At 71.6% G+C, this 19,534-nt stretch carries 12 protein-coding genes and 1 pseudogene; 5 read left to right on the forward strand and 8 right to left on the reverse strand.

Features of this window, described 5'->3' with window-relative positions; genetic code table 11:
- Positions 1 to 81 precede the first annotated feature (81 nt).
- Positions 82 to 1,011 carry a hypothetical protein gene (locus IPT68_RS06030; RefSeq protein WP_189699783.1) on the reverse strand — a complete coding sequence of 310 codons (930 nt, stop codon included), beginning with the start codon at positions 1,009 to 1,011 and terminating at the stop codon, positions 82 to 84.
- A 191-nt stretch (positions 1,012 to 1,202) separates the two neighbouring features.
- Complete coding sequence (locus IPT68_RS06035; protein ID WP_189699782.1) at positions 1,203 to 3,170, reverse strand: acetoacetate--CoA ligase; 1,968 nt, start codon at positions 3,168 to 3,170, stop codon at positions 1,203 to 1,205.
- A gap of 213 nt (positions 3,171 to 3,383) precedes the next feature.
- Between IPT68_RS06035 and IPT68_RS06040 the strand changes: the two genes are divergently transcribed.
- Positions 3,384 to 5,744 carry a glycoside hydrolase family 31 protein gene (locus IPT68_RS06040; protein ID WP_189699781.1) on the forward strand — a complete coding sequence of 787 codons (2,361 nt, stop codon included), beginning with the start codon at positions 3,384 to 3,386 and terminating at the stop codon, positions 5,742 to 5,744.
- A gap of 1 nt (position 5,745) precedes the next feature.
- Here IPT68_RS06040 and IPT68_RS06045 read toward each other — a convergent pair whose 3' ends face one another.
- Entirely contained in the window at positions 5,746 to 6,282 is a 537-nt protein-coding gene (locus tag IPT68_RS06045) for an NUDIX domain-containing protein (protein WP_189699780.1), read from the reverse strand.
- 173 nt (positions 6,283 to 6,455) lie between these two features.
- On the opposite strand from IPT68_RS06045, the pseudogene IPT68_RS06050 reads away from it, so the two are divergent.
- The 3 genes and pseudogenes from IPT68_RS06050 to glpK all read left to right on the forward strand — a co-directional run.
- Positions 6,456 to 7,497 (forward strand): annotated as a pseudogene (locus tag IPT68_RS06050) (diguanylate cyclase); the annotation flags it as partial.
- Between the two features lie 398 nt (positions 7,498 to 7,895).
- A complete protein-coding gene (locus IPT68_RS06055; protein WP_189699779.1) occupies positions 7,896 to 8,447 on the forward strand; it encodes an aquaporin in 552 nt (183 codons plus the stop codon).
- A 20-nt stretch (positions 8,448 to 8,467) separates the two neighbouring features.
- Entirely contained in the window at positions 8,468 to 9,988 is a 1,521-nt protein-coding gene (glpK, locus tag IPT68_RS06060) for a glycerol kinase GlpK (protein ID WP_189699778.1), read from the forward strand.
- Positions 9,989 to 10,074: 86 nt separating this feature from the next.
- On the opposite strand, the gene IPT68_RS06065 is transcribed toward glpK, so the two are convergent.
- The 5 genes from IPT68_RS06065 to IPT68_RS06085 are packed head-to-tail and all read right to left on the reverse strand — an operon-like array spanning position 10,075 to position 18,231.
- Entirely contained in the window at positions 10,075 to 10,680 is a 606-nt protein-coding gene (locus tag IPT68_RS06065; protein ID WP_189699777.1) for a GTP-binding protein, read from the reverse strand.
- Positions 10,661 to 14,344 carry a hydantoinase B/oxoprolinase family protein gene (locus tag IPT68_RS06070; RefSeq protein ID WP_189699776.1) on the reverse strand — a complete coding sequence of 1,228 codons (3,684 nt, stop codon included), beginning with the start codon at positions 14,342 to 14,344 and terminating at the stop codon, positions 10,661 to 10,663. Before IPT68_RS06070 ends, IPT68_RS06065 begins: the two co-directional genes overlap by 20 nt.
- A gap of 24 nt (positions 14,345 to 14,368) precedes the next feature.
- Positions 14,369 to 14,764, reverse strand: a complete 396-nt coding sequence (locus IPT68_RS06075; RefSeq protein ID WP_189699775.1) for a DUF742 domain-containing protein — start codon at positions 14,762 to 14,764, stop codon at positions 14,369 to 14,371.
- A gap of 9 nt (positions 14,765 to 14,773) precedes the next feature.
- Positions 14,774 to 15,211 carry a roadblock/LC7 domain-containing protein gene (locus tag IPT68_RS06080; protein WP_189699774.1) on the reverse strand — a complete coding sequence of 146 codons (438 nt, stop codon included), beginning with the start codon at positions 15,209 to 15,211 and terminating at the stop codon, positions 14,774 to 14,776.
- The gene (locus tag IPT68_RS06085) at positions 15,208 to 18,231 is read right to left on the reverse strand and encodes a nitrate- and nitrite sensing domain-containing protein (RefSeq protein WP_189699773.1); all 3,024 of its coding nucleotides are present in this window, start codon (positions 18,229 to 18,231) and stop codon (positions 15,208 to 15,210) included. Before IPT68_RS06085 ends, IPT68_RS06080 begins: the two co-directional genes overlap by 4 nt.
- Positions 18,232 to 18,647: 416 nt before the next feature.
- On the opposite strand from IPT68_RS06085, the gene IPT68_RS06090 reads away from it, so the two are divergent.
- Positions 18,648 to 19,268, forward strand: a complete 621-nt coding sequence (locus IPT68_RS06090) for a hypothetical protein (protein WP_189699772.1) — start codon at positions 18,648 to 18,650, stop codon at positions 19,266 to 19,268.
- The last annotated feature ends 266 nt before the right edge of the window (positions 19,269 to 19,534 follow it).

Here is a 19,534-nt window from a genome sequence, read left to right on the forward strand (position 1 = left end):
GCGGACCGGGCCGGCGACGGTTCCTGTTCCGGGGCGCTCCACCTGTTGGTGGGGCGCCCCGTCCGTGTCGTGGGCCCATGCTCAGTGGCGATGCCGCGCGGCCGGTCCCTCTCCTCCTTCCTCTCCCGGCTCTCCGGACCGCGCTTCTTCCCCGAGGTCGGGCGGCACGCAGTAGTCGACACCTGACTCCGGGGAGATGAGGTCACCCGACTCGACGTCGGTGCAGTAGGCGTCGAAGACCTCGCCGGCTGTCAGCGGCTCCAGGCCGTCTCCACGCAGGCGCCAGCCGTAGACGCGGTCCTGGGTGCCTGGGGCGGACGTCCGCATGACCAGACCACCAGGGCGGCGGGTGGCCATGCCCAGGGCCAGGACGGTGGTGAATTCGAGGGCCTCGGCCTCGTCGAGTTGCGTGGCGCCGTCGGTGTCCTGGTCCGCGTGCAGGGCGGCGACCAGTGTTTCGGGTGTGCGGGAGACGCTGCAGACGAGGTGCCGGTTGCCGGGCGGAGCCGTGTCGAGGATGCGGGCGAGGAGCTTCGAGGCCCGCGCGAAGGCGGCACGTCCGATGTCCTCGCCGCAGGTCGCGCAGAGGCCGGCACGGGCCAGGAGTGTCGAGGCGTACTCCCAGGTCGCCTGTCGTACGGCTTCGTCCACGAGGACGGGTACGAGGTCGGCGAGCTTTTGGCCTTCGTAGGGGACTGTGGGTCCGGTGGCCGCGAGTTCGGCCGTGAAGCGGGTGCGGCTGGACGGGAGATCGGGGTCGATGCCCCGGTCCTCGCAGAAGTCGCTGTACTCCTGCGGGTCGAAGAGGGCCACCGTGGTGTGGCTGCCCTGGGCGGCGCGTGCGGTGAGTACCGCCTCTACCTGCTGCAAGTAGCTCTCGTGGTCGTCGAACGTGAAGCTGCGATAGCGCCGCATCGCTCGGAAGTCGTACTCGTCCGTGAGCAGGCCGATCGTGCCGGCGATCTCCCGGTGCAGAGCGCGTCGCGTGGTCTGGTGCTCGGTCTGCGGCATCTTTCCCCCTGTGGGCAGTCGATCAATGCTCACTCACAGTAACCGGTCGCACTGACAACGGGCGTCGAGCGATGGCACTGCGGAGGGAAAGCGCAGGTCACTTGGCGTGTGTGCGGGCAGAGGCCTGGGACGTCGACGTCGCGGTCGGTGAGTCCGAGGCCTCTGCGGGATTGGTCTGAGCCCTTGTGGGGTCAGTTCCGCCTGCGGGCGAGGTCCTCGTAGAAGTGCAGCAGCTCGAGGTCGTCGATGGAGCCGGGGTTGACCGCCTTGTCCATCGGGGTGCCCTGGAGCAGGCGCTTGACCGGGACCTCGATGCGTTTTCCGGTGAGGGTGTGCGGGACTCCCGGCACTTCGATGATCTCGTCGGGGACGTGGCGGGGTGAGAGCTGCTCGCGGATGGTCTGCTTGATGCGGTTCAGGAGGGCCTCGTCCAGGACGGCTCCGGGCACCAGGTGCACGAAGAGGGGCATCCAGTACCCGCCGTCGGGCTGCTCGATACCGATGACGAGGGATTCCTTGATCTCGGGGAGGCGTTCCACGGCCTCGTAGATGTCGGCCGAGCCCATCCGTACGCCCTGCCGGTTGAGTGTGGAGTCGGAGCGGCCGTGGATGACCACGGAGCCCCGGGACGTCACGGTGATCCAGTCGCCGTGGCGCCAGACGCCGGGGTAGGTGTCGAAGTAGCTGTCGTGGTAGCGGCTGCCGTCGCCGTCGTTCCAGAAGTAGATCGGCATGGACGGCATGGGGTTGGTGACGACGAGTTCGCCCACCTCGTCGGTCAGGGGTTTGCCGCTCGGATCCCAGGACTGCAGGTCGGTGCCCAGTCCGGGGGCCTGGAGTTCGCCGATGTACACGGGCAGTGTCGGTACGGCCCCCGCGAAGCACGAGCAGACGTCCGTGCCGCCGCTGACGGAGGCGATCCACAGGTCGTCGCGGACCTCGTCGTGCAGCCAGCGGAAGCCGTCGGGCGGGAGGGGGGAGCCGGTGGTGGCCACGCACCGCACGCGGGACAGGTCGTAGTCCCGGCCCGGGTGGATGTCCGCCTTGCGGCAGGCCATGACGTACGCGGCGGAGGTGCCGTAGAGGGTGGCGCCCGTGCGTTCGGCGATCCGCCACTGGGCGCCGGTGTCGGGATGGCCGGGGCTGCCGTCGTAGAGGACGATCGTCGTGCCGGTCAGCAGGCCGGAGACGAGGAAGTTCCACATCATCCAGCCGGTGGAGGTGTACCAGAAGAAGCGGTCCTCGGGGCCCAGGTCGCAGTGCAGGCCGAGCTGCTTGAGGTGTTCGACGAGGATGCCGCCCTGGGACTGGACGATGGCCTTGGGGAGGCCGGTCGTGCCGGAGGAGTACAGCACCCACAGAGGGTGGTCGAAGGGCACCTGTTCGAAGACGGGCTCCGTGTCCGCGCTCGTCAGTGCCGACCACTCCAGGGCGCCCTCGGGAGCCTCCGTGCCGAGGAGGGGAATGTGGACGACCGCGCGCAGCGTGGGCAGCTCGCGGCGCAGTTCGGCGACGACGTCACGCCGGTCGTGCTCCTTGCCGCCGTAGCGGTAGCCGTCGACGGTGAAGAGGACGACGGGCTCCACCTGCTGGAAGCGGTCGAGGACGCTGCGGGCGCCGAAGTCGGGGGCGCAGGAGGTCCAGACGCCGCCCACGGCGGCCGTGGCGAGGAGGGCGACGACGGCCTCGGGGATGTTGGGGAGGTAACCGCTGACCCGGTCTCCGGGGCGTACGCCGAGAGCGCGCAGTTCGGCAGCCAGTGAGCCCACCTGACGGCGGAGTGCGGACCAGGTGACCGGGCGTGGCTCGTGGGACTCGTCGACGCACAGGAGGGCCGGTTCGTCCGGGCGGGTCGCGGCCGCGCGCAGGGCGTGTTCGGCGTAGTTCAGGGTCGCGCCGGGGAACCATTGCGCGCCGGGCATCGATCGGTCGGCCAGCACGCGCGTGTAGGGCGTCGAGAACCGTACGTCGAACCATTCCGTGACGGCTTTCCAGAACGTGTCCAGTTCGTCGACGGACCAGCGGTGCAGGGCCGCGTAGCCGCCCTCGCTCGGGGCGCCGTGGTGCTCGGCCGCCCAGGCCTGGAACGAGGTGATCTGCGCCTGGGCGATGCGTTCGGGATCGGGCTGCCAGAGCGGCTGGGGGTTCACGGTCGACATGGGGCGGCTCCCGGACTGTGCGCGTCGTGTGCGTCGCCCGCGCACGTGCTGGGGTGTGCGCGTGACGCGGCTGATACGGACGATGCCATGTGATCCATTTCTGCACCAGGGTGCCGCCCACATAGTCCGTGTCGTGAAGGTGTGCTCCTGGCACGGGTGAACGGCAGTTGAACGACACCCGCGCGTACGCCGGTCAATGGCAGGGTGAGCAGCATGGACGGTCGCGACCTGGTGCATTCGGTGAGAACGGTCGGTTTCGTGGGGGCGGCCCAGGGGTTGCGTACCGTGCGCGCGGCGTGGCGCAGGCGCCGCGCGGACGCCGCCGGGCTGCCCCCGCGGGGCGCGGAACGCGCGCGGGTGCCCGGGCAGGTGCGGGAGGTGACACCCGGCCCGGGTGGCGGCGTTCTGCGGTTCAGCCGGTCCGAGCTGCAGGTCACCGTCGCGGTGAACGGGGCTGTCTTCTGGGGTTGGGACGGTGCGGCGCCCGAGCCGTCGTACGCGCTCGCGGGCCGCTGTCCGGAGCCGGATCCGCGGGCGGTGCTCGAGCCGGACAAGGACGGCGGCTGGCGGGTCGTGGCCGAACGGGTGACGGTCGTGGTGTCACGGAACGGCGCGGTCGAGGTGCGCACCCCTGGTGGCGTGACGCTGCGCAGGGACTCGCCCCCGCGGTGGTGGGAGCCGGTCGGGGGCGGACGGGCGCGTTGGATGCAGCGGTCCGAGGTGTCTTCGGACGCCCGCTTCTTCGGGCTGGGCGGCCGTTCGTCGGGGCCCCGGCTGCGGGACGGCGCGTACCGGCTGTGGAACACCGACCCGGGGCGCGCGTTCGCGCCTGGCGACGATCCGCTGTACATCACCATGCCGGTGCAGCTGGTGGTGGCCGACGCGGGCACGCACCTGGTCTTCCACGACACCTCGTGGGACGGCACGGTGGCCCTGCGGGAGGGCGAGGAGGGGGCGGGTTCCGGGCACGACCGTGCGGGCATGTGCGAGACGCGCATGGAGGGCGGCCCACTGCGTTGCTGGGTGATCGTGGGCACTCCCGCGCGCGTGCTGCTCACCTGGGCCTCGCTCACCGGGGCTCCGGCGCTGCCGCCGGCGTGGGCGCTCGGCCACCATCACGCGCGGTGGGGTTTCGGCAGCGAGCAGGAAGTACGGCGGATCGTCGCGGGGTACCGGGAGCGTGGTCTCCCGCTCGACGCGGTGCACCTGGACATCGACCACTACGACGGCCATCAGGTGTTCACCGTCGACCGGGACCGGTTCCCGAAGCTGCCGGCGCTCGCCGAGGAGCTGCGGCGGGACGGGATCCGGCTGGTGTCGATCGTCGACTGCGCGGTGAAGGCCGAGCCGGGCAACGAGGTGTACGACAGCGGCACGGCCCACGACGCCTTCGTGCGAGACGCGTCGGGGCAGCCGGTGCGGGGTGTGGTGTGGCCCGGCGAGGTGGTGTATCCGGACTTCACGCACGCGCGCGTGCGCACGTGGTGGGGTGGCCTCTACGAGGAGCGGCTCACTCAGGGGTTCTCGGGGTTCTGGCACGACATGAACGAGCCGACGTCGTTCGCCGCGTTCGGGGAGCCGACGCTGCCGCGTTCGGCCCGGCATGGCCTGGAGGAGCGGGGCGGGGACCATCGCGAGGCGCACAACGTGTACGGGCTGTGCATGGCCAGGGCGGGCTACGAGGGGCTGCGTGAACTGTCGCCGCGACACCGGCCGTTCCTGTTCTCGCGGTCCGGCTGGGTCGGCATGCAGCGGTTCGGGGGCACGTGGTCCGGCGACGTCGCGACCGGCTGGCCGGGGTTGCGGGCTTCGCTGTCGCTGGTCATGGGTCTCGGGCTGTGCGGGGTGCCGTACTCCGGGCCGGACGTGGGCGGCTTCGACGGGAGCCCCTCGCCGGAGCTGTACTTGCGCTGGTTCCAGCTCGGCGCGTACCTGCCGCTGTTCCGCACGCACGCGAGTCTGCGGGCGGGGCGCAGGGAGCCGTGGGAGTTCGGTGCCGAGGTGCTGCAGCACGCGCGCGTGGCGCTCGTCGAGCGCCGCCGGCTGCTGCCGTACTTCATGACGCTGGCACACCTGGCCCGCCGTACGGGTGCTCCCTATGTGCGGCCGGTGTGGTGGGGGTCGCCCGAGGACAGGGCGCTGCGTGACTGCGAGGACGCCTTCCTGCTGGGCGACTGCCTCCTGGTGGCCCCCGTCCTCGACCCGGGCACGGACCGGCGTGCGGTCCAGTTGCCGCGGGGGCTCTGGTACGACACGGCGACGGAGCAGGCGTACGAGGGTCCGGCGCAGGTTCTCGTCGACGCCCCGTTGGCGCGGATTCCGGTGCTCGCGCGCGCGGGTGCCGTGATTCCGACGCGGGGCGCGGACGGCGGGCTGGAACTGGAGGTGTGGGCCCCCGCCCGGGGGCGGACCGGTGCCGGGCTGGTGGTGCCGGACGCCGGGGACGGATGGGAGGAACCCGAGGTCGAACGCTACGTGTCGCGCTGGGCGGGCTCGCGGGTGGTCGTCGAGCGGGAGGGGGGCGGCGGGGAGCCGCCCCACCCGGTGCGGGTACGCGGGCTCGGGGAGCGCTGACTCAGGCGTACCGGCCCTCGAACCAGGCCCGCACGGCGAGCGTGTGCAGCGGGAAGGCGAGTTCCTCGGGCCTGCGCAGCAGGTGCCAGCCCTCCGTCTCGGCCGTGGCGGTGGGCTCGGGCAGGCGGTCGGCGGGGCGTTCAGGGAGGACGCCGAAGAGCAGCAGATGGCCGTCGGGGGAGCTCAGCGCGTCGACGAGCCGCACGTCGCGGCTCGCCGCGTCGATGCCGGTCTCCTCCTTGAGCTCACGGACGAGTGCCTGCCGCCAGTCCTCACGGTCGTCGACGTAACCGCCGGGCAGCGCGATGCCCCCGCGCGCGGGTGCCACGGTTCGGGTGATGACGACCAGAGCGGTGCCCTTGGTGTCGTACACCGGCTGGAGTGCGACCGCGACCGGCAGCGGATTGCGGTAGGCGACGGTGCCGCAGGCCGGGCAGCTGCGGGGCCAGCCGGTGACGCCCTCTCCGTAGGGCGACCCGCAGCTCGAACAGTGGGAGCCCGGCGCGGGGTTGGGGGCGGAGTGCTGAGTTTCGGACACGCGGCGGACTGTATCCGATCTTGCCGGGCCCGTCTCCACCAGGTGCCGAGTGACGTGGGCAGGGCCTGAACGGCTTGGCCGTCGAGATCCCTGACGCCGGCTCCGAGGCCGCGAGGTGCTCCTGACGCTTCGCCAGGTACGCGCCTTGGGATTGCGGTCGATGGCTGGTTCGCCAGCTGTTCGCGCCGCCGGCCAGGCTGCCGGCGGCGGACGTGTACGTTCCGCCGCGCTCCCCCCGAGGCCGAGGCGCCGTCGCCCTCGGGACCGCTGGTGCGGGAGTTCCTGCGGCCCGCCGCGTTGTTGCCCGCGAACGCGTCCGCGGCCGGGGTGCGGGCGCTGCTGACCGGGTCGCCGGACGTGTCCGGGGTGCTGCTCGTGGACCGGCACGGGGTGCCCGTGCGGTCCCTGCACCGGTCGCGCTTCCTGCTGTCCATGTCGGGCCGCTACGGCCACGCGCTGTACGCCGACCGGCCCGCCGCCAAGCTGGGCGATCCGCCGCGCACGGTGCGCATCGACGCGACCGCCTGGGACGTGCTGGAGGTGGTGGCGGACGGCGGGCGGGACCGTACGTCGGACGACGTGGCCGTCGTGGACGCGTACGGGCGGTGCGTGGGCGTCGTCCGGCTGGCCGACCTCGTGCGGGCGCTGGCCGAGACACGGGTCGAGGAAGCGGCCGGGCTCAATCCGCTCACGCGACTGCCCGGGTCGGACGCGATCACCGGTGAAGTGGACCGGCGGATCGCGGACGGCCGCATCTTCGCGCTGAGCCGGCTGGACGTCGACCACTTCAAGCAGGTGAACGACGGGGCCGGGTTCACGGCGGGCGACGAGCTGATCCGGTCGGTGGGGCGGGCGCTGCGGCTCGCGGCCTCCGGCAGCACCCGCGTGGGCCACTCCGGCGGCGACGAGTTCCTGGTGCTGGCGGAGCCGGAAGGGCTGGATCCGCTCGCCGCCTCGGTTCTGGACAAGCCGTGGTCGGCCGGCGGACTGCCCGTGACGCTGTCCTTGGCCACCGTGCTGTGCCCACTGGGCAGCGTGACGGACCACCGGGAGGCGGCGGCCTGCCTGGCACCCCTGAGGAAGGCCGCGAAGTCGCTGAGCGGGGCCAGCTGGGTGCTGGGCCACGCGGGTCTGCCGGGGCACCAGATCCGGCGCGGCGCCGACCCGGCTCCCAGCGGAGCCGGATGCGCGGTGGGAGAGCCCGGCAGCGGGTGAGCGGCGCTGCGAGCCGGCGCCGGCGTCACCCCCGTCGTGGCCGCGGCGCCCGTGCGGTCGCGGTGGGGCGGCTCTGCGGGCGCGTACTCGCGCGCCGGGGCGGCGCGGTGGCGTGAACGGGTGTCGTCGGCGACCTTGACGCCCTCTGAGCGCCGGTGAACACTTCCCGTTGTCAGCCGACATCGCCGTACATTAATGGCATATTCCGGCACTGCGCCGTACGGGCTTCTGAGCCGAGGCCCACTCCCCGGCCGGTTCGGCCGGGACGGCACGCTCGTCACGGATGCCGGGCGGGGCGCGGGACCCCTGGCTCCGGCTGATCGGCACGGGAGCAATGCGACGCACCCTGCACGGAGAGGACCGGGGTCCGAGCCCCCGTCCACGGCCTAGGAGCCGCCATGAGCAACGGAGACATCCTCGTCGGCGAGATCATCGGCACCTCGATCCTCGTCCTCTTCGGTGCCGGTGTCCGCGCGGCGCTCACGCTCAGGCACTCCAAGGCCCGGGCGGCGGGGTGGATCGCCCGGTTCCAGGCCACTGTCCGTACGACGGGCACCATGGAGCGCACGACTGACGAGCCGACGCCGGCACTCGGCGTCTTCTCCGCGATCCCGGAGATCCGGAAGCCCGCCGCCGACCTGATCACGGAGATCATCGCGATGGCCGCCGTGGTCCTGCCGGTCCTCGCCTTCGGGCCGACCGAAGGACTGGGCGCGTCCGGCACCACCGTCCTGATCGTCTCGCTGCTGGTCCTCGGCATCGGCCTCTCCCCCGGCGGGCCCACCGGCCATGCGATCAAATCGGCGCGCGACCTCGGTCCGCGCCTCGTGCGCGCGTTCCTGCCGACCCCGGACATGGGCACACCCAAATGGAGCTGCGCCCGGGTTTCGGTCGTCGGGCCGCTCGTCGGAGGAACACTCGCCGGCCCCATAAACCACGCAGCCTTCTGAACCGAGCCCAAGGGGTAGCCATGACGAACAACGCCGAGAAGTACGTGGCCGCGATCGACCAGGGCACCACGTCGAGCCGCTGCATCATCTTCGACCAGAACGGCGCGATCGTCGCCGTGGACCAGCGCGAGCACCGGCAGATCTTCCCCAAGCCCGGGTGGGTCGAGCACGACGCCACCGAGATCTGGTCCAAAGTGCAGGCGGTGGTCGCCGGGGCGGTCGCCAAGGCGGGACTGCGCGCCGAGCAGCTCAGCGCGCTCGGCATCACCAACCAGCGCGAGACGACCGTGCTCTGGGACCGCTCGACCGGCAAACCCGTCCACAACGCCATCGTGTGGCAGGACACCCGCACCGCCGCGCTCTGCAACGAACTGGGCGGTGCGGACGGCCAGGACCGGTTCCGCGAGCAGACCGGACTGCCGTTGGCCAGCTATTTCTCCGGGCCCAAGGCGGCCTGGCTGCTGGACAACGTGCCCGGCCTGCGGACCCGCGCCGAGCAGGGCGAGATCGCCTTCGGCACGATCGACTCCTGGCTGATCTGGAACCTCACCGGCGGCACCGACGGCGGCCGGCACGTCACCGACGTCACCAACGCCGGGCGCACCATGCTGATGAACCTGGAAACCCTCCAATGGGACCCCTCCATCCTCTCCGCCATGAACGTGCCCGAGGCCGTGCTGCCCGAGATCAAGTCCTCGGCCGAGGTGTACGGAACGGCCGTGGGCCAGCTCTCGGGCGTGCCCGTGGCGTCCGCGCTGGGCGACCAGCAGGCGGCCGTCTTCGGGCAGGCGTGCTACGACGTGGGGTCGGCGAAGAACACGTACGGCACGGGCAGTTTCCTGCTGCTCAACACCGGCAGCCGGCCGGTGCCGTCCAAGAGCGGGCTGTTGACGACGATGGGCTACAAGATCGGCAGTGAGGCGCCGGTGTACTGCCTGGAGGGTTCCATCGCGATAACGGGCGCGCTCGTGCAGTGGTTCCGCGATCAGCTCGGCATCATCCGCACCGCCGACGAGATCGAGACCCTGGCGGCGAGCGTCGAGGACAACGGCGGCGCGTACATCGTGCCCGCGTTCTCCGGCCTGTTCGCGCCGTACTGGCGCTCCGACGCGCGCGGCGTCGTCGCCGGACTGACCCGTTACGTCACCAAGGGCCACCTCGCGCGTGCGGTGCTGGAGGCGACGAGCTGGCAAACGCGTGAGGTCGTGGACGCCATGTACCAGGACTCGGGCGTGCACATCACCGCCCTGAAGGTGGACGGCGGCATGACGAAGAACAACCTTCTGATGCAGCACCAGGCGGACGTCCTGGACGTACCCGTGATCCGGCCCAAGGTGTCCGAGACGACCTGCCTGGGGGCCGCCTACGCGGCCGGACTCGCCACGGGCGTGTGGAACGGCCTCGACGAGCTCAAGGCGCACTGGCAGAAGGACGCGGAGTGGACGCCGGCCATGGAGGCGTCGGTGCGCGACCGCGAGTACCACAACTGGCGCAAGGCGGTGGAGAAGAGCTTCGGCTGGCTGGAGGACGGCGACAGCTAGGCACACGCGCGCGTGCGCGTCCCTGGAGCCACCCCGGGACCGCGGCCCGTATCCCGGTCGGCGGGGGTACGGGCCGTACCCGTGCATCAGGTCGTCACGGCCTGGCGGCGGTCCGCCGTGTACGACATGGCGTGCCGGACGACACCGACGAGGATCTCCTTGACCGACTCCCGGTCACGCGCGTCGCACAGCAGCAGCGGCACGTCCTCGTCGAGGTCGAGGGCCTGGCGCACCTCCTCCGCCGGGTAACGCGGCGCGTCCTCGAAGCAGTTGACGGCGACGAGGAACGGTATGGAGCGTCGCTCGAAGTAGTCGACGGCGGCGAAGCAGTCCTCCAGGCGGCGGGTGTCGGCGAGCACGACGGCGCCCAGCGCGCCCTCGGAGAGCTCGTCCCACATGAACCAGAACCGCTCCTGGCCGGGCGTGCCGAACAGGTACAGCACGAGGTCCTCGCGCACCGTGATGCGGCCGAAGTCCATGGCCACCGTCGTGCTGTGCTTGCCTTCCACGCCGCTGGTGTCGTCGACCGGGCGCCCGGCTTCGGTGAGCAGTTCCTCGGTGCGCAGCGGCCTGATCTCGCTGACCGCGCCGACCAGGGTCGTCTTGCCGACCCCGAAGCCGCCGGCCACCAGGATCTTGAGCGTGACGGGCTCGACCGGGGGCTTGCCGCGCTCAGAACGCCCGAGGATCATCGATCTCTTCTCCTGCTTGATGGGGATCGCGCGGCGGTGGCCCGTAGCCTCCGCCGCCAGGGGTTTCGACGACGAGCACGTCGCCGGGGCCGACGTCCGTCGCGTCGCTTCCGCCGAGGGCGGTGGTCGTGCCGTCCGCGCGCTCGACGCGGTTGGAGCCGAGGGCACCGGGCTCACCGCCCGCCATGCCGTACGGGGGCACCCTGCGGTGCTGGGAGAGCGTGGAGACGGTCATCGGCTCCTTGAAACGGATACGGCGGACCGCCCCGTCCCCGCCACGCCACCGCCCCGCGCCTCCGCTGCCGCGCCGCACCGCGAACTCCTCCAGGCACACGGGCAGACGCCACTCCAGGACCTCGGGGTCGGTGAGCCGGGAGTTGGTCATGTGGGTCTGGACGACGCTCGCCCCGGGGAAGCCGTCGCCCGCGCCGGAACCGGAGGCGACGGTCTCGTAGTACTGGTGGCGCTCGTTGCCGAAGGTGACGTTGTTCATCGTGCCGGAGCCCTCCGCCTGCACGCCGAGCGCGGCGTACAGGGCGCCGGTGATGGCCTGGGAGGTCTCCACGTTGCCGGCGACCACCGCGGCGGGCGGCTCGGGCGAGAGCATCGAGCCGGACGGCACGATGATGCGGATCGGGCGCAGGCATCCGTCGTTCAGGGGGATGTCGTCGGCGACCAGGGTGCGGAAGACGTAGAGGACGGCCGCGTTGACCACCGAGTACGGGGCGTTGAAGTTGGTGGTCAGCTGCGGGGAGGTACCGGTGAAGTCGACAGTGGCGCGGCGGTTGTCGCGGTCCACGCGCACGCGTACGTGAATGACGGCGCCCGAGTCGGTCTCGTAGGCGTACTCGCCGTCTTCGAGGACGTCGATGACCCGGCGCACGGCTTCCTCGGCGTTGTCCTGGACATGCCGCATGTACGCCTGGACGACGTCGAGGCCGAAGTCCTCGATCATGCGGGAGACTTCCTCGACGCCCTTGTTGTTGGCGGCGATCTGGGCACGCAGGTCGGCGAGGTTGGTCGCCGGGTTGCGTGAGGGGTGGGGTGCCTTGGTGAGCAGGCGGTGGGTCTGCTCCTCACGGAAGCTGCCGTTCTCCACGAGCAGCCAGTTGTCGAAGAGGACGCCTTCCTCCTCGATCGTGCGGCTGTCCGCGGGCATGGAGCCCGGCGCGATGCCGCCGATCTCCGCATGGTGCCCGCGGGAGGCGACGTAGAACAAAATCCGGTCACTTTCCGTGTCCGCCGGGCCGCCCGTGTCGAAGACCGGGGTGATCACGGTGACGTCGGGAAGGTGGGTGCCGCCGTGGTACGGGTCGTTGACGGCGTACGCGTCCCCCGGCCGCATGGCGCTGCCGCTGCGTCGGACGACCTCCTTGACACTGGTACCCATCGAGCCGAGATGGACGGGGATGTGGGGGGCGTTGGCCACCAGGTTTCCGTCCGGGTCGAACAGCGCGCAGGAGAAGTCCAGGCGTTCTTTGATGTTGACGGACTGCGCCGTGGACTCGAGCCGGGCGCCCATCTGCTCGGCGATGGACACGAAGAGGTTGTTGAAGACCTCCAGGAGAACCGGGTCCGCCTTCGTGTCGAGTTCGGAACTCTCCGTAACCGCCGCACGTTCCAAGACCAGATGCCCGTCGTCGGTCGCAGCGGCCCGCCAGCCGTTGTCGACGACGGTCGTCGCGCCGGACTCGGCGATGATCGCGGGTCCGGTGACGGTGTGGCCCGGGGGCAGGTCCTCGCGGCGGTGCAGGGGCACGTCGCGCCAGGCGCCCTCGGTGTGGAGGCGGACGGTGTGCGGTGCGGCGGGACGACCCGTGCGGGCGGTCCCGTGCGGTGCGAGAGCGGAGAGATCGGGGGGTTCAGTGATGCCGGTGGCTTCCACGGAGAGGGCTTCGACGACGATCGGGCGGTCGAGCGTGAAGGAGTACGTGGCGCGATGACGTTCTTCGAAGGCGTGCTTCATGGTGCCGGGCTCGGTCAGCTCGACGGTGAGCGTGGTGTCGGTGCCGTCGTAGCGGAGCTGGGCCCGGCGGGTGACCTCGATGCGGTTCTCCGGGATGTCCTCGGCGAGCAGTTCGGCACGTGCCGCGGCCTCCAGGTCGTCCGCCGTCTTGGTCACGGCGGGCATGGAGTCCGGTCCCAGGGGTGCTTCCACGGACTGTTCCCGCATGGCGGTGGTGTCGGCGAGGCCGATGCCGAGCGCGGAGAGAACACCGGCCATGGGCGGCACGAGGACGGTCCGGATGCCGAGCAGGTCGGCCACCATGCACGCGTGCTGCCCGCCGGCGCCGCCGAAGGTGGTCAGTGCGTAGCGGGTGACGTCGTGGCCCTTCTGGACGGAGATCCGCTTCACGGCGTTGGCGATGTTGGCCACGGCGATCTGCAGGTAGCCCTCGGCGACCTGTTCGGGCGTACGGTCGTCGCCGGTCCGCTCGCGGATCTCGCGCGCGAGGGCGGTGAAGCGCTCGCGGACGACGGGCGCGTCGAGGGGCTGGTCGCCGTCGGGGCCGAACACACGGGGGAAGTGGTCGGGCTGGATGCGGCCGAGCATGACGTTGGCGTCGGTGACGGCGAGGGGACCGCCCGCGCGGTAGCAGGCGGGGCCCGGGTCCGCGCCCGCCGAGTCCGGCCCTACGCGGTAGCGGGAGCCGTCGAAGTGGAGGATCGAGCCGCCGCCTGCGGCGACGGTGTGGATGTCGAGCATGGGCGCGCGCAGTCGGATGCCGGCGATCTGCGTGGTGAAGACGCGTTCGTAGGCACCGGCGTAGTGGGACACGTCGGTGGAGGTGCCGCCCATGTCGAAGCCGATGACCCGGTCGAAGCCCGCGAGCTGCGACATGCGGGCCATGCCGACGATGCCGCCCGCGGGCCCGGACAGGATCGCGTCCTTGCCGCGGAACTGGCCGGCTTCGGCGAGACCACCGTTGGACTGCATGAACATCAGCCGTACGCCTTCGAGCTGGTCGGCGACGCGCTGCACATAGCGGCGCAGCACCGGCGACAGGTAGGCGTCGACGACGGCGGTGTCCCCGCGCGGGACGAGTTTCATCAGCGGGCTGACCTCGCTGGACAGCGAGATCTGCGGGAAGCCGATGCGGGCGGCCAGCTCCCCGACGGCCCTCTCGTGGGCGGGGTGGAGATGACTGTGCAGGCAGACCACCGCGACGGCGCGGATCCCGTCGTCGTACGCCTGACGGAGCGGCTCGGCGAGTGCGTCCAGGTCGGGCGCCGTCAGGACGGTGCCGTCGGGGGCGATGCGCTCGTCGACCTCGACGACCCGCTCGTAGAGCAACTCGGGAAGCTCGATACAGCGGGCGAAGATCCGCGGGCGGTTCTGGTAGGCGATGCGCAGTGCGTCACGGAAGCCGCGCGTGATGACGAGGAGGGTGCGTTCACCCTTGCGTTCCAGCAGGGCGTTGGTGGCGACGGTGGTTCCCATGCGCACCGCTTCGATGGGGTCCTCGGAGCCCGACAAGAGCTCGCGTACACCCGCGACGGCCGCGTCGGAGACGGGGGTCCCCCCGCTCGAGCGAAGCCCGGCGGGAGAGTGCGCCGGATTGTCGGACAGCAGCTTGTGGATCAGCAGCCGTCCGTCCGGGCGCCGCGCGACGATGTCGGTGAAGGTGCCGCCCCGGTCGACCCAGAACTGCCAGCCTGTCACGTCTCCACCTCGCTTCCGCGCTGCTCACAGCGCCCGGAGGCCGTTGATCACGTCGCGCAGAATACTCTCGTCCGGAAGCTCGGCCGCGGGTACGGGCCGGGTCACATGCACCAGTTCCGCGTCCGTCAGGTCCCCGACGAGGACCCGTACCACTCCTATGGGCAGATCGAGTCCGGACGCGAGTTCTGCGACCGACTGCGGGGCGGCACGGCACAGCTCGACGATGTCCACATGCTCCGGGGACAGGGTCGGGTCCGCTTCCGGGTCGTCCGCGTGCGGTTCCGTCACGACCACCGCGATCAGATCGAGGCGGTGCTGGGCCGCGTGGCTGGTGCGGCCCCGCGTCATGGCGTAGGGACGGACGACCGGTCCTGCCTCGTCGTCGAACCAGTGGCTTGTTGCCTGACCGTCTGCGCTCATGCCATCCCACTACCCACCCGAGGGCAGATCGGTGCGCGGAGCGGTGGCCAGATGCGCGCCGACCCGCTTCACGAGCAGCGTCATCTCGTAGGCGACCTGGCCGACGTCCGAGTCGGCGTCGGACAGGACGGCGAGGCAGCTGCCGTCGCCGGCGGCGGTGACGAAGAGGAAGGCGTCGTCCAGCTCGACGACCGTCTGCCGGACGCTGCCCGCCTCGAAGTGCCGGCCCACGCCCTTGGCGAGGCTGTGGAACCCGGACGCGACGGCGGCCAGGTGCTCGCCGTCCTCCCTGGTCAGGTCCTTGGAGACTCCCGTCGCCAGACCGTCGCCGGAGAGGACGACGGCCTTGCGGACGCTCGCGACGCGGTCCACGAGGTCGTCGAGGAGCCAGTTGAGTTCGCCGGACTTCCCGTACGCGGTGTGGTCGGTCGCCTTCGGTGCGGTCATCGACCGTCCCCCTTTGTCGTTCCCTGTGGTGCTGTGCCGCCGGCGTCGTCCCCGGCGGCGTTCTCCTGGCGTCCGCGCTGCCAGCCGCGCTGGAGCGAGGCCATACGGCTGCGGACCTCGTCGGCGTCCCGTTCCGCGGGAGCCGTTCGGTCGTCGGTACCGCGGCCGGGGTCCTGCCTCAGCTGCGGCGCCAGGTTGGCCTGGCGGACGCGGCGCGGCAGAGGTCCCGTGCCGGATTGGTCCGATCCGGCCTCGTCCGGCCGCGGGTGCCCGGCGGTGTCGTCCGGGCCCACGTCATGGGTCCGGGGCTCGGCGCCGGGACCGCGGTGGAGAAGCGGAGGCTCGACGCCCTCGCCGCGGTTGCGACCGACGGACGGCGGGCGCGCGCCGCCGTCGTCGGTCAGGCGGCTGTCGTCGGTCAGGCCGCTCTTGTCGGCCGGGATGTCGGGCCGTCCCCTCGTGCCCTCCGCCCTGGAGCCGCCGCCCGCGCGCTTGCCCGACAGCTTGGCAGGCCGCTCGGAAGGCTCGGGGACGTCCCGATTCGCCGGTTGGTCCCGGTCGACGAGGCGCCCGGCCGGGCCCGGCGTCCGGCTGAGGGGAGAGGCGCCGCGACGGCGGGTCGGCAGGGGTGGCGTGCGGTCCTGTTCCGCGCGGCGCGAGGCACGGCCGGCCGCGGGCTCCTCGTCGGTCTCCGGACGGCGGGACCGCTGGTCGATGACCGGGCGGCCGTGCGAGCTGACGAGCTTGGGTGTGCGGCGGCGGGGCAACGGCACCGGGGTGTTGACATGATCGTCCGCTTCCGGGCGGGCAGGCCCCCCGCGGACGTCGGCGCGGGAGGTGGCGTCGGCGCGGGAGGTGGCCTCGTCGTCCCCGTGGGTGAGGGCGCGGCGCGGGTGGAACAGTCCGCCGTGTTCGCTGCCCTCGCCGTCGTCGAGTGCGCCCGGGAAGTCGTCGACGGCGTCCAGATCGACGGGGCCCTCCAGTTCGACCGGCCCGTCCAGCAGCGCGGCGGGCAGACCGGGCAGTTGCACCGGCACATGGGAGAGCGCCGTCCTGCGGCTCTCCTCGAGCTCGGCCTCCTTGGACGGGCGCGGCCGGTCGAGCCGGAAGCCGACGCCGTTGGTGTCGGGCACCTCGTCGGTCAGCAGCGCGTCGGGGATGAAGACGACGGCGGTGGTCCCGCCGTACGGGGAGGGCTGCAGCGAGACCCGGACGTTCTGCCGCTGCGCGAGCCGGCTGACCACGAACAGCCCGAGCCGGTCGGTGTCGGACAGCTCGAACTCCGGGGTCTCGGCCAGCCGGAGGTTGGCGTCCAGCAGGGCTTCGGCGGCCATGCCGAGGCCACGGTCGTGGATCTCCAGGGTGAAGCCGTTGGCCACACGCTCGCCTAGGACCTGCACGGCCGTGTGCGGCGGCGAGAAGACGGTCGCGTTCTCCAGGAGCTCGGCCACGAGATGGGTGAGGTCCGCGACCGCCGGACCGGTGACCGCGATCCGGGGCAGGCGGCGGACCTCGATGCGCTCGTAGTCCTCGACCTCGGCGACAGCGGCCCGGACGACGTCCATCAGCTGGATGGGCTTGCGCCACTGCCGGGAGGGCGCGGCGCCGGAGAGGATCACCAGGCCCTCGGCGTGCCGGCGCATGCGCGTGGTGAGGTGGTCGAGGCGGAAGAGGTCGGCGAGTTCCTCGGTGTCCTCCGTCCGGCGCTCCATGGTGTCGAGCAGCGTGAGCTGCTTGTGGAGGAGGACCTGACTGCGGCGGGCGAGGTTCACGAACACCTCGGACACGCCGGCGCGGAGCTCGGCCTGCTTGACGGCGGCTTCGACGGCGGCGCGCTGCAGGGTGTTGAGGGCGTGACCGACCTCGCCGATCTCGTTCTTGTCGTACTCCAGGCGCGGGACCTCGGTCTCCACGTCGACCTGCTCGCCCACCGAGAGGCGGCGCATCACGCTGGGCAGCCGGACGCCAGAGGCCTCATGGGCTTCAAGGCGCAGTTGCCGCAGATCGCGGATGAGGCCGCGGCCGATGCGTATGGAGACGATCAGCGAGGCGAGTACGGCGATCAGGCCGAGGACACCGGCGACGACGGCCTTGACGACGATGCCGGTGGCGATCGGGCCGACCCGGTCCTGATAGCGGTCCGCCGCCTCGTCGTCGAGGGCACCGAGTTCGTCGAGGACGTTGCCCGCTGTGGTGTCCCAGGTCCGCGCGGAGAGTCCGCCGGCGTCGCCCGAGGAGGCCACGGCGGACTCCTCGGCCACGCGGAGGGGAGCGGTGGCAGCGTTCCTCCAGAAGCGCTCGTACCGCTCACGCTCCGAACTGGGCAGCATCGGCAGGTTGGCGTCGTACAGGACGTTCCGCTGGGCCACGAGGTCGGAGACGTCACGGGTCTCGGCGCGGGACAGTTTGCCGACGACCAGGGCGGAGCCGAGGAGGGCGTCTTCGCGGGCGAGGAGTTCGCGGGCGCGGACCAGGTTGACGAGGGCGCGGTACTGGGTGTCCATCGCCACGTTGTCGACGACGTGGAGGTCACCGAGGAGAACGAAGCACGGGTCGACCAGGCGGTTGTAGAGATCGAGTGCCTGGGAACGGTTGACGGTGCCGTCCTCCACGCTCTGGCGCAGCGATTCGATGCCGTCGAACGCGTCCAGCACGGCGGTCAGTCGTTCGCCCGAGGCCTCGCCGAGTGCGTCACGCACCTCCGTACTGGAGGCGTTGCGACGGACTTCGGCGATGGCCTCGTCGGTGGCGGCACGGCTGCGTCCGAGCGCGGCGAGTCCGTCGGAGGCACGCGGGTCGGCGAGGTAGACCAGGGTCTGCCGGCGTTCCTGCTGTAGGACCCGGACCATGTCCTCGGTGGGATAGCCGACCTTCTCGACAACGGACGACGCGCTGAACAGCTGGGCCGCCTCACGACCCGTCAGCGCCGAAGCGAAGGCCCAGATGGCACTCAGGGACACCAACGGCACGAGAAGCAGCGCCACGATCTTCCGGCGGATGGACTTCCCGCGAAAGCGCATGGCCTCCCCCAGCTCGCCCCCACCGACAGGGGGTACACATGTGCGTCAACAAACGGCGCGAGCCTACTACCGACGCACCCGTAACTCGAAGGGCGTCCTGGAAGGCGGGGTTCCGTTTGCCGCGCGGACAGGGCGAGTTGTCCGGTCATTGCGGGAGATTGCCGCCTCGAGCCGGTGGCGTCGGCGAAGTCGGACCAGATCGGCGAGTCTGTGTCTTTGGCCGGAATTTTTCGCCTGTTGGGAATCTTCGGGGCGCACCGTTCGTCCTTCTCCACAGGAAATGGGGGGCGGAATCGGCCACAGGAGCCGCATCCTGCACCCGGGCGGCGTAAAACAGCGCAAGCCGGGCAGCCACTGGGGAGTCGGGTCTTCGGGCCGGGGCGATCGGTCTGCTGGCGGTGGGGAGTGACACGGTGATGGGCACGGCGGAGCGGCACGAGGCACGTGCAACGGGTGCGGTCGCACAACTGACGGCGCGGCGGGGCGCCGGGGCGCCGGAGCACGACATGCGGGTGGGTGGAGCGACGGCCTCGAACAGAGACCTCGCGGCGGAGAAGAGTGAAGGGACGGCCGGGGCAGGACGGGTAGCGGCCAACGAGGGCGCCGAGCGGTCCGCTGAGCCGGAGGCGCCCCAAGAGCGTGCGCAGTACCGGCCGTTGTGGATCGAGGAGCCTGCGAAGCGGCGCCGGCTGCCGGACCCGGTGCGGACGGCGGCCGTGCGGGCGGTCCTGATCATCGCCGTGACGCTGATACAGGCGATGGTGGCGTTCCTGTGCACCATGGCCGGAAGCTGGCTCGCGTTCCCCATGGTGCTCAGCAGCATCGCCAGCACCGTGGTGGCCACGTGGAGCGTGCTCGACGTGTGGGTGACGCGCCAGGTGTGGAACCAGCGCAACGGCGTGGTGTCGACCCCGAGCAGCACCGCGCGGGCCCTGCGCCGCGAACGCCGCCGGGTCCGGCGGCAGGCCCGGGTCGCCGAGCGGACGCAGGGGCGGATACGCAGGCGGCGCGGGGCGGGCCAGCTGTCGCACTCCTGAGGCGGTTCGGCGGCGCGGACCGGCCCGGTGAGCGGGTTGGGTTGGGACCGCGCCGCGTTGCCCCACCGGCCCGACCCGCAGGGGACGTGCTCGCGGCGGCTCACGCACCAGTGGTCGGGCCGCCGGTGCTCGGCACCTGCCGGTGGTCACAGCCCTGGTCTTCACCGCCTGCCGGTGGTCACAGCCCTGGTCTTCGCCGCCTGCCGGTGGTCACAGCCACTGGTCTGCGGCGCCTGCCGAGATGACTGCCGGTGATCGACAGCCGG

It is taken from the genome of Streptomyces chromofuscus (assembly GCF_015160875.1).
GTDB lineage: Bacteria > Actinomycetota > Actinomycetes > Streptomycetales > Streptomycetaceae > Streptomyces > Streptomyces chromofuscus.

What these genes read in the sequence shown, in the direction of transcription:
- IPT68_RS06040 (WP_189699781.1), top strand. Translation starts at nt 3,384, where the DNA reads ATGGACGGTCGCGACCTGGTGCATTCGGTGAGAACGGTCGGTTTCGTG.
- IPT68_RS06090 (WP_189699772.1), top strand. Translation starts at nt 18,648, where the DNA reads ATGGGCACGGCGGAGCGGCACGAGGCACGTGCAACGGGTGCGGTCGCA.
- IPT68_RS06080 (WP_189699774.1), bottom strand. Translation starts at nt 15,211, where the DNA reads ATGACCGCACCGAAGGCGACCGACCACACCGCGTACGGGAAGTCCGGC.
- IPT68_RS06030 (WP_189699783.1), bottom strand. Translation starts at nt 1,011, where the DNA reads ATGCCGCAGACCGAGCACCAGACCACGCGACGCGCTCTGCACCGGGAG.
- IPT68_RS06065 (WP_189699777.1), bottom strand. Translation starts at nt 10,680, where the DNA reads ATGATCCTCGGGCGTTCTGAGCGCGGCAAGCCCCCGGTCGAGCCCGTC.
- IPT68_RS06035 (WP_189699782.1), bottom strand. Translation starts at nt 3,170, where the DNA reads ATGTCGACCGTGAACCCCCAGCCGCTCTGGCAGCCCGATCCCGAACGC.
- IPT68_RS06085 (WP_189699773.1), bottom strand. Translation starts at nt 18,231, where the DNA reads ATGCGCTTTCGCGGGAAGTCCATCCGCCGGAAGATCGTGGCGCTGCTT.
- IPT68_RS06075 (WP_189699775.1), bottom strand. Translation starts at nt 14,764, where the DNA reads ATGAGCGCAGACGGTCAGGCAACAAGCCACTGGTTCGACGACGAGGCA.
- glpK (WP_189699778.1), top strand. Translation starts at nt 8,468, where the DNA reads ATGACGAACAACGCCGAGAAGTACGTGGCCGCGATCGACCAGGGCACC.
- IPT68_RS06055 (WP_189699779.1), top strand. Translation starts at nt 7,896, where the DNA reads ATGAGCAACGGAGACATCCTCGTCGGCGAGATCATCGGCACCTCGATC.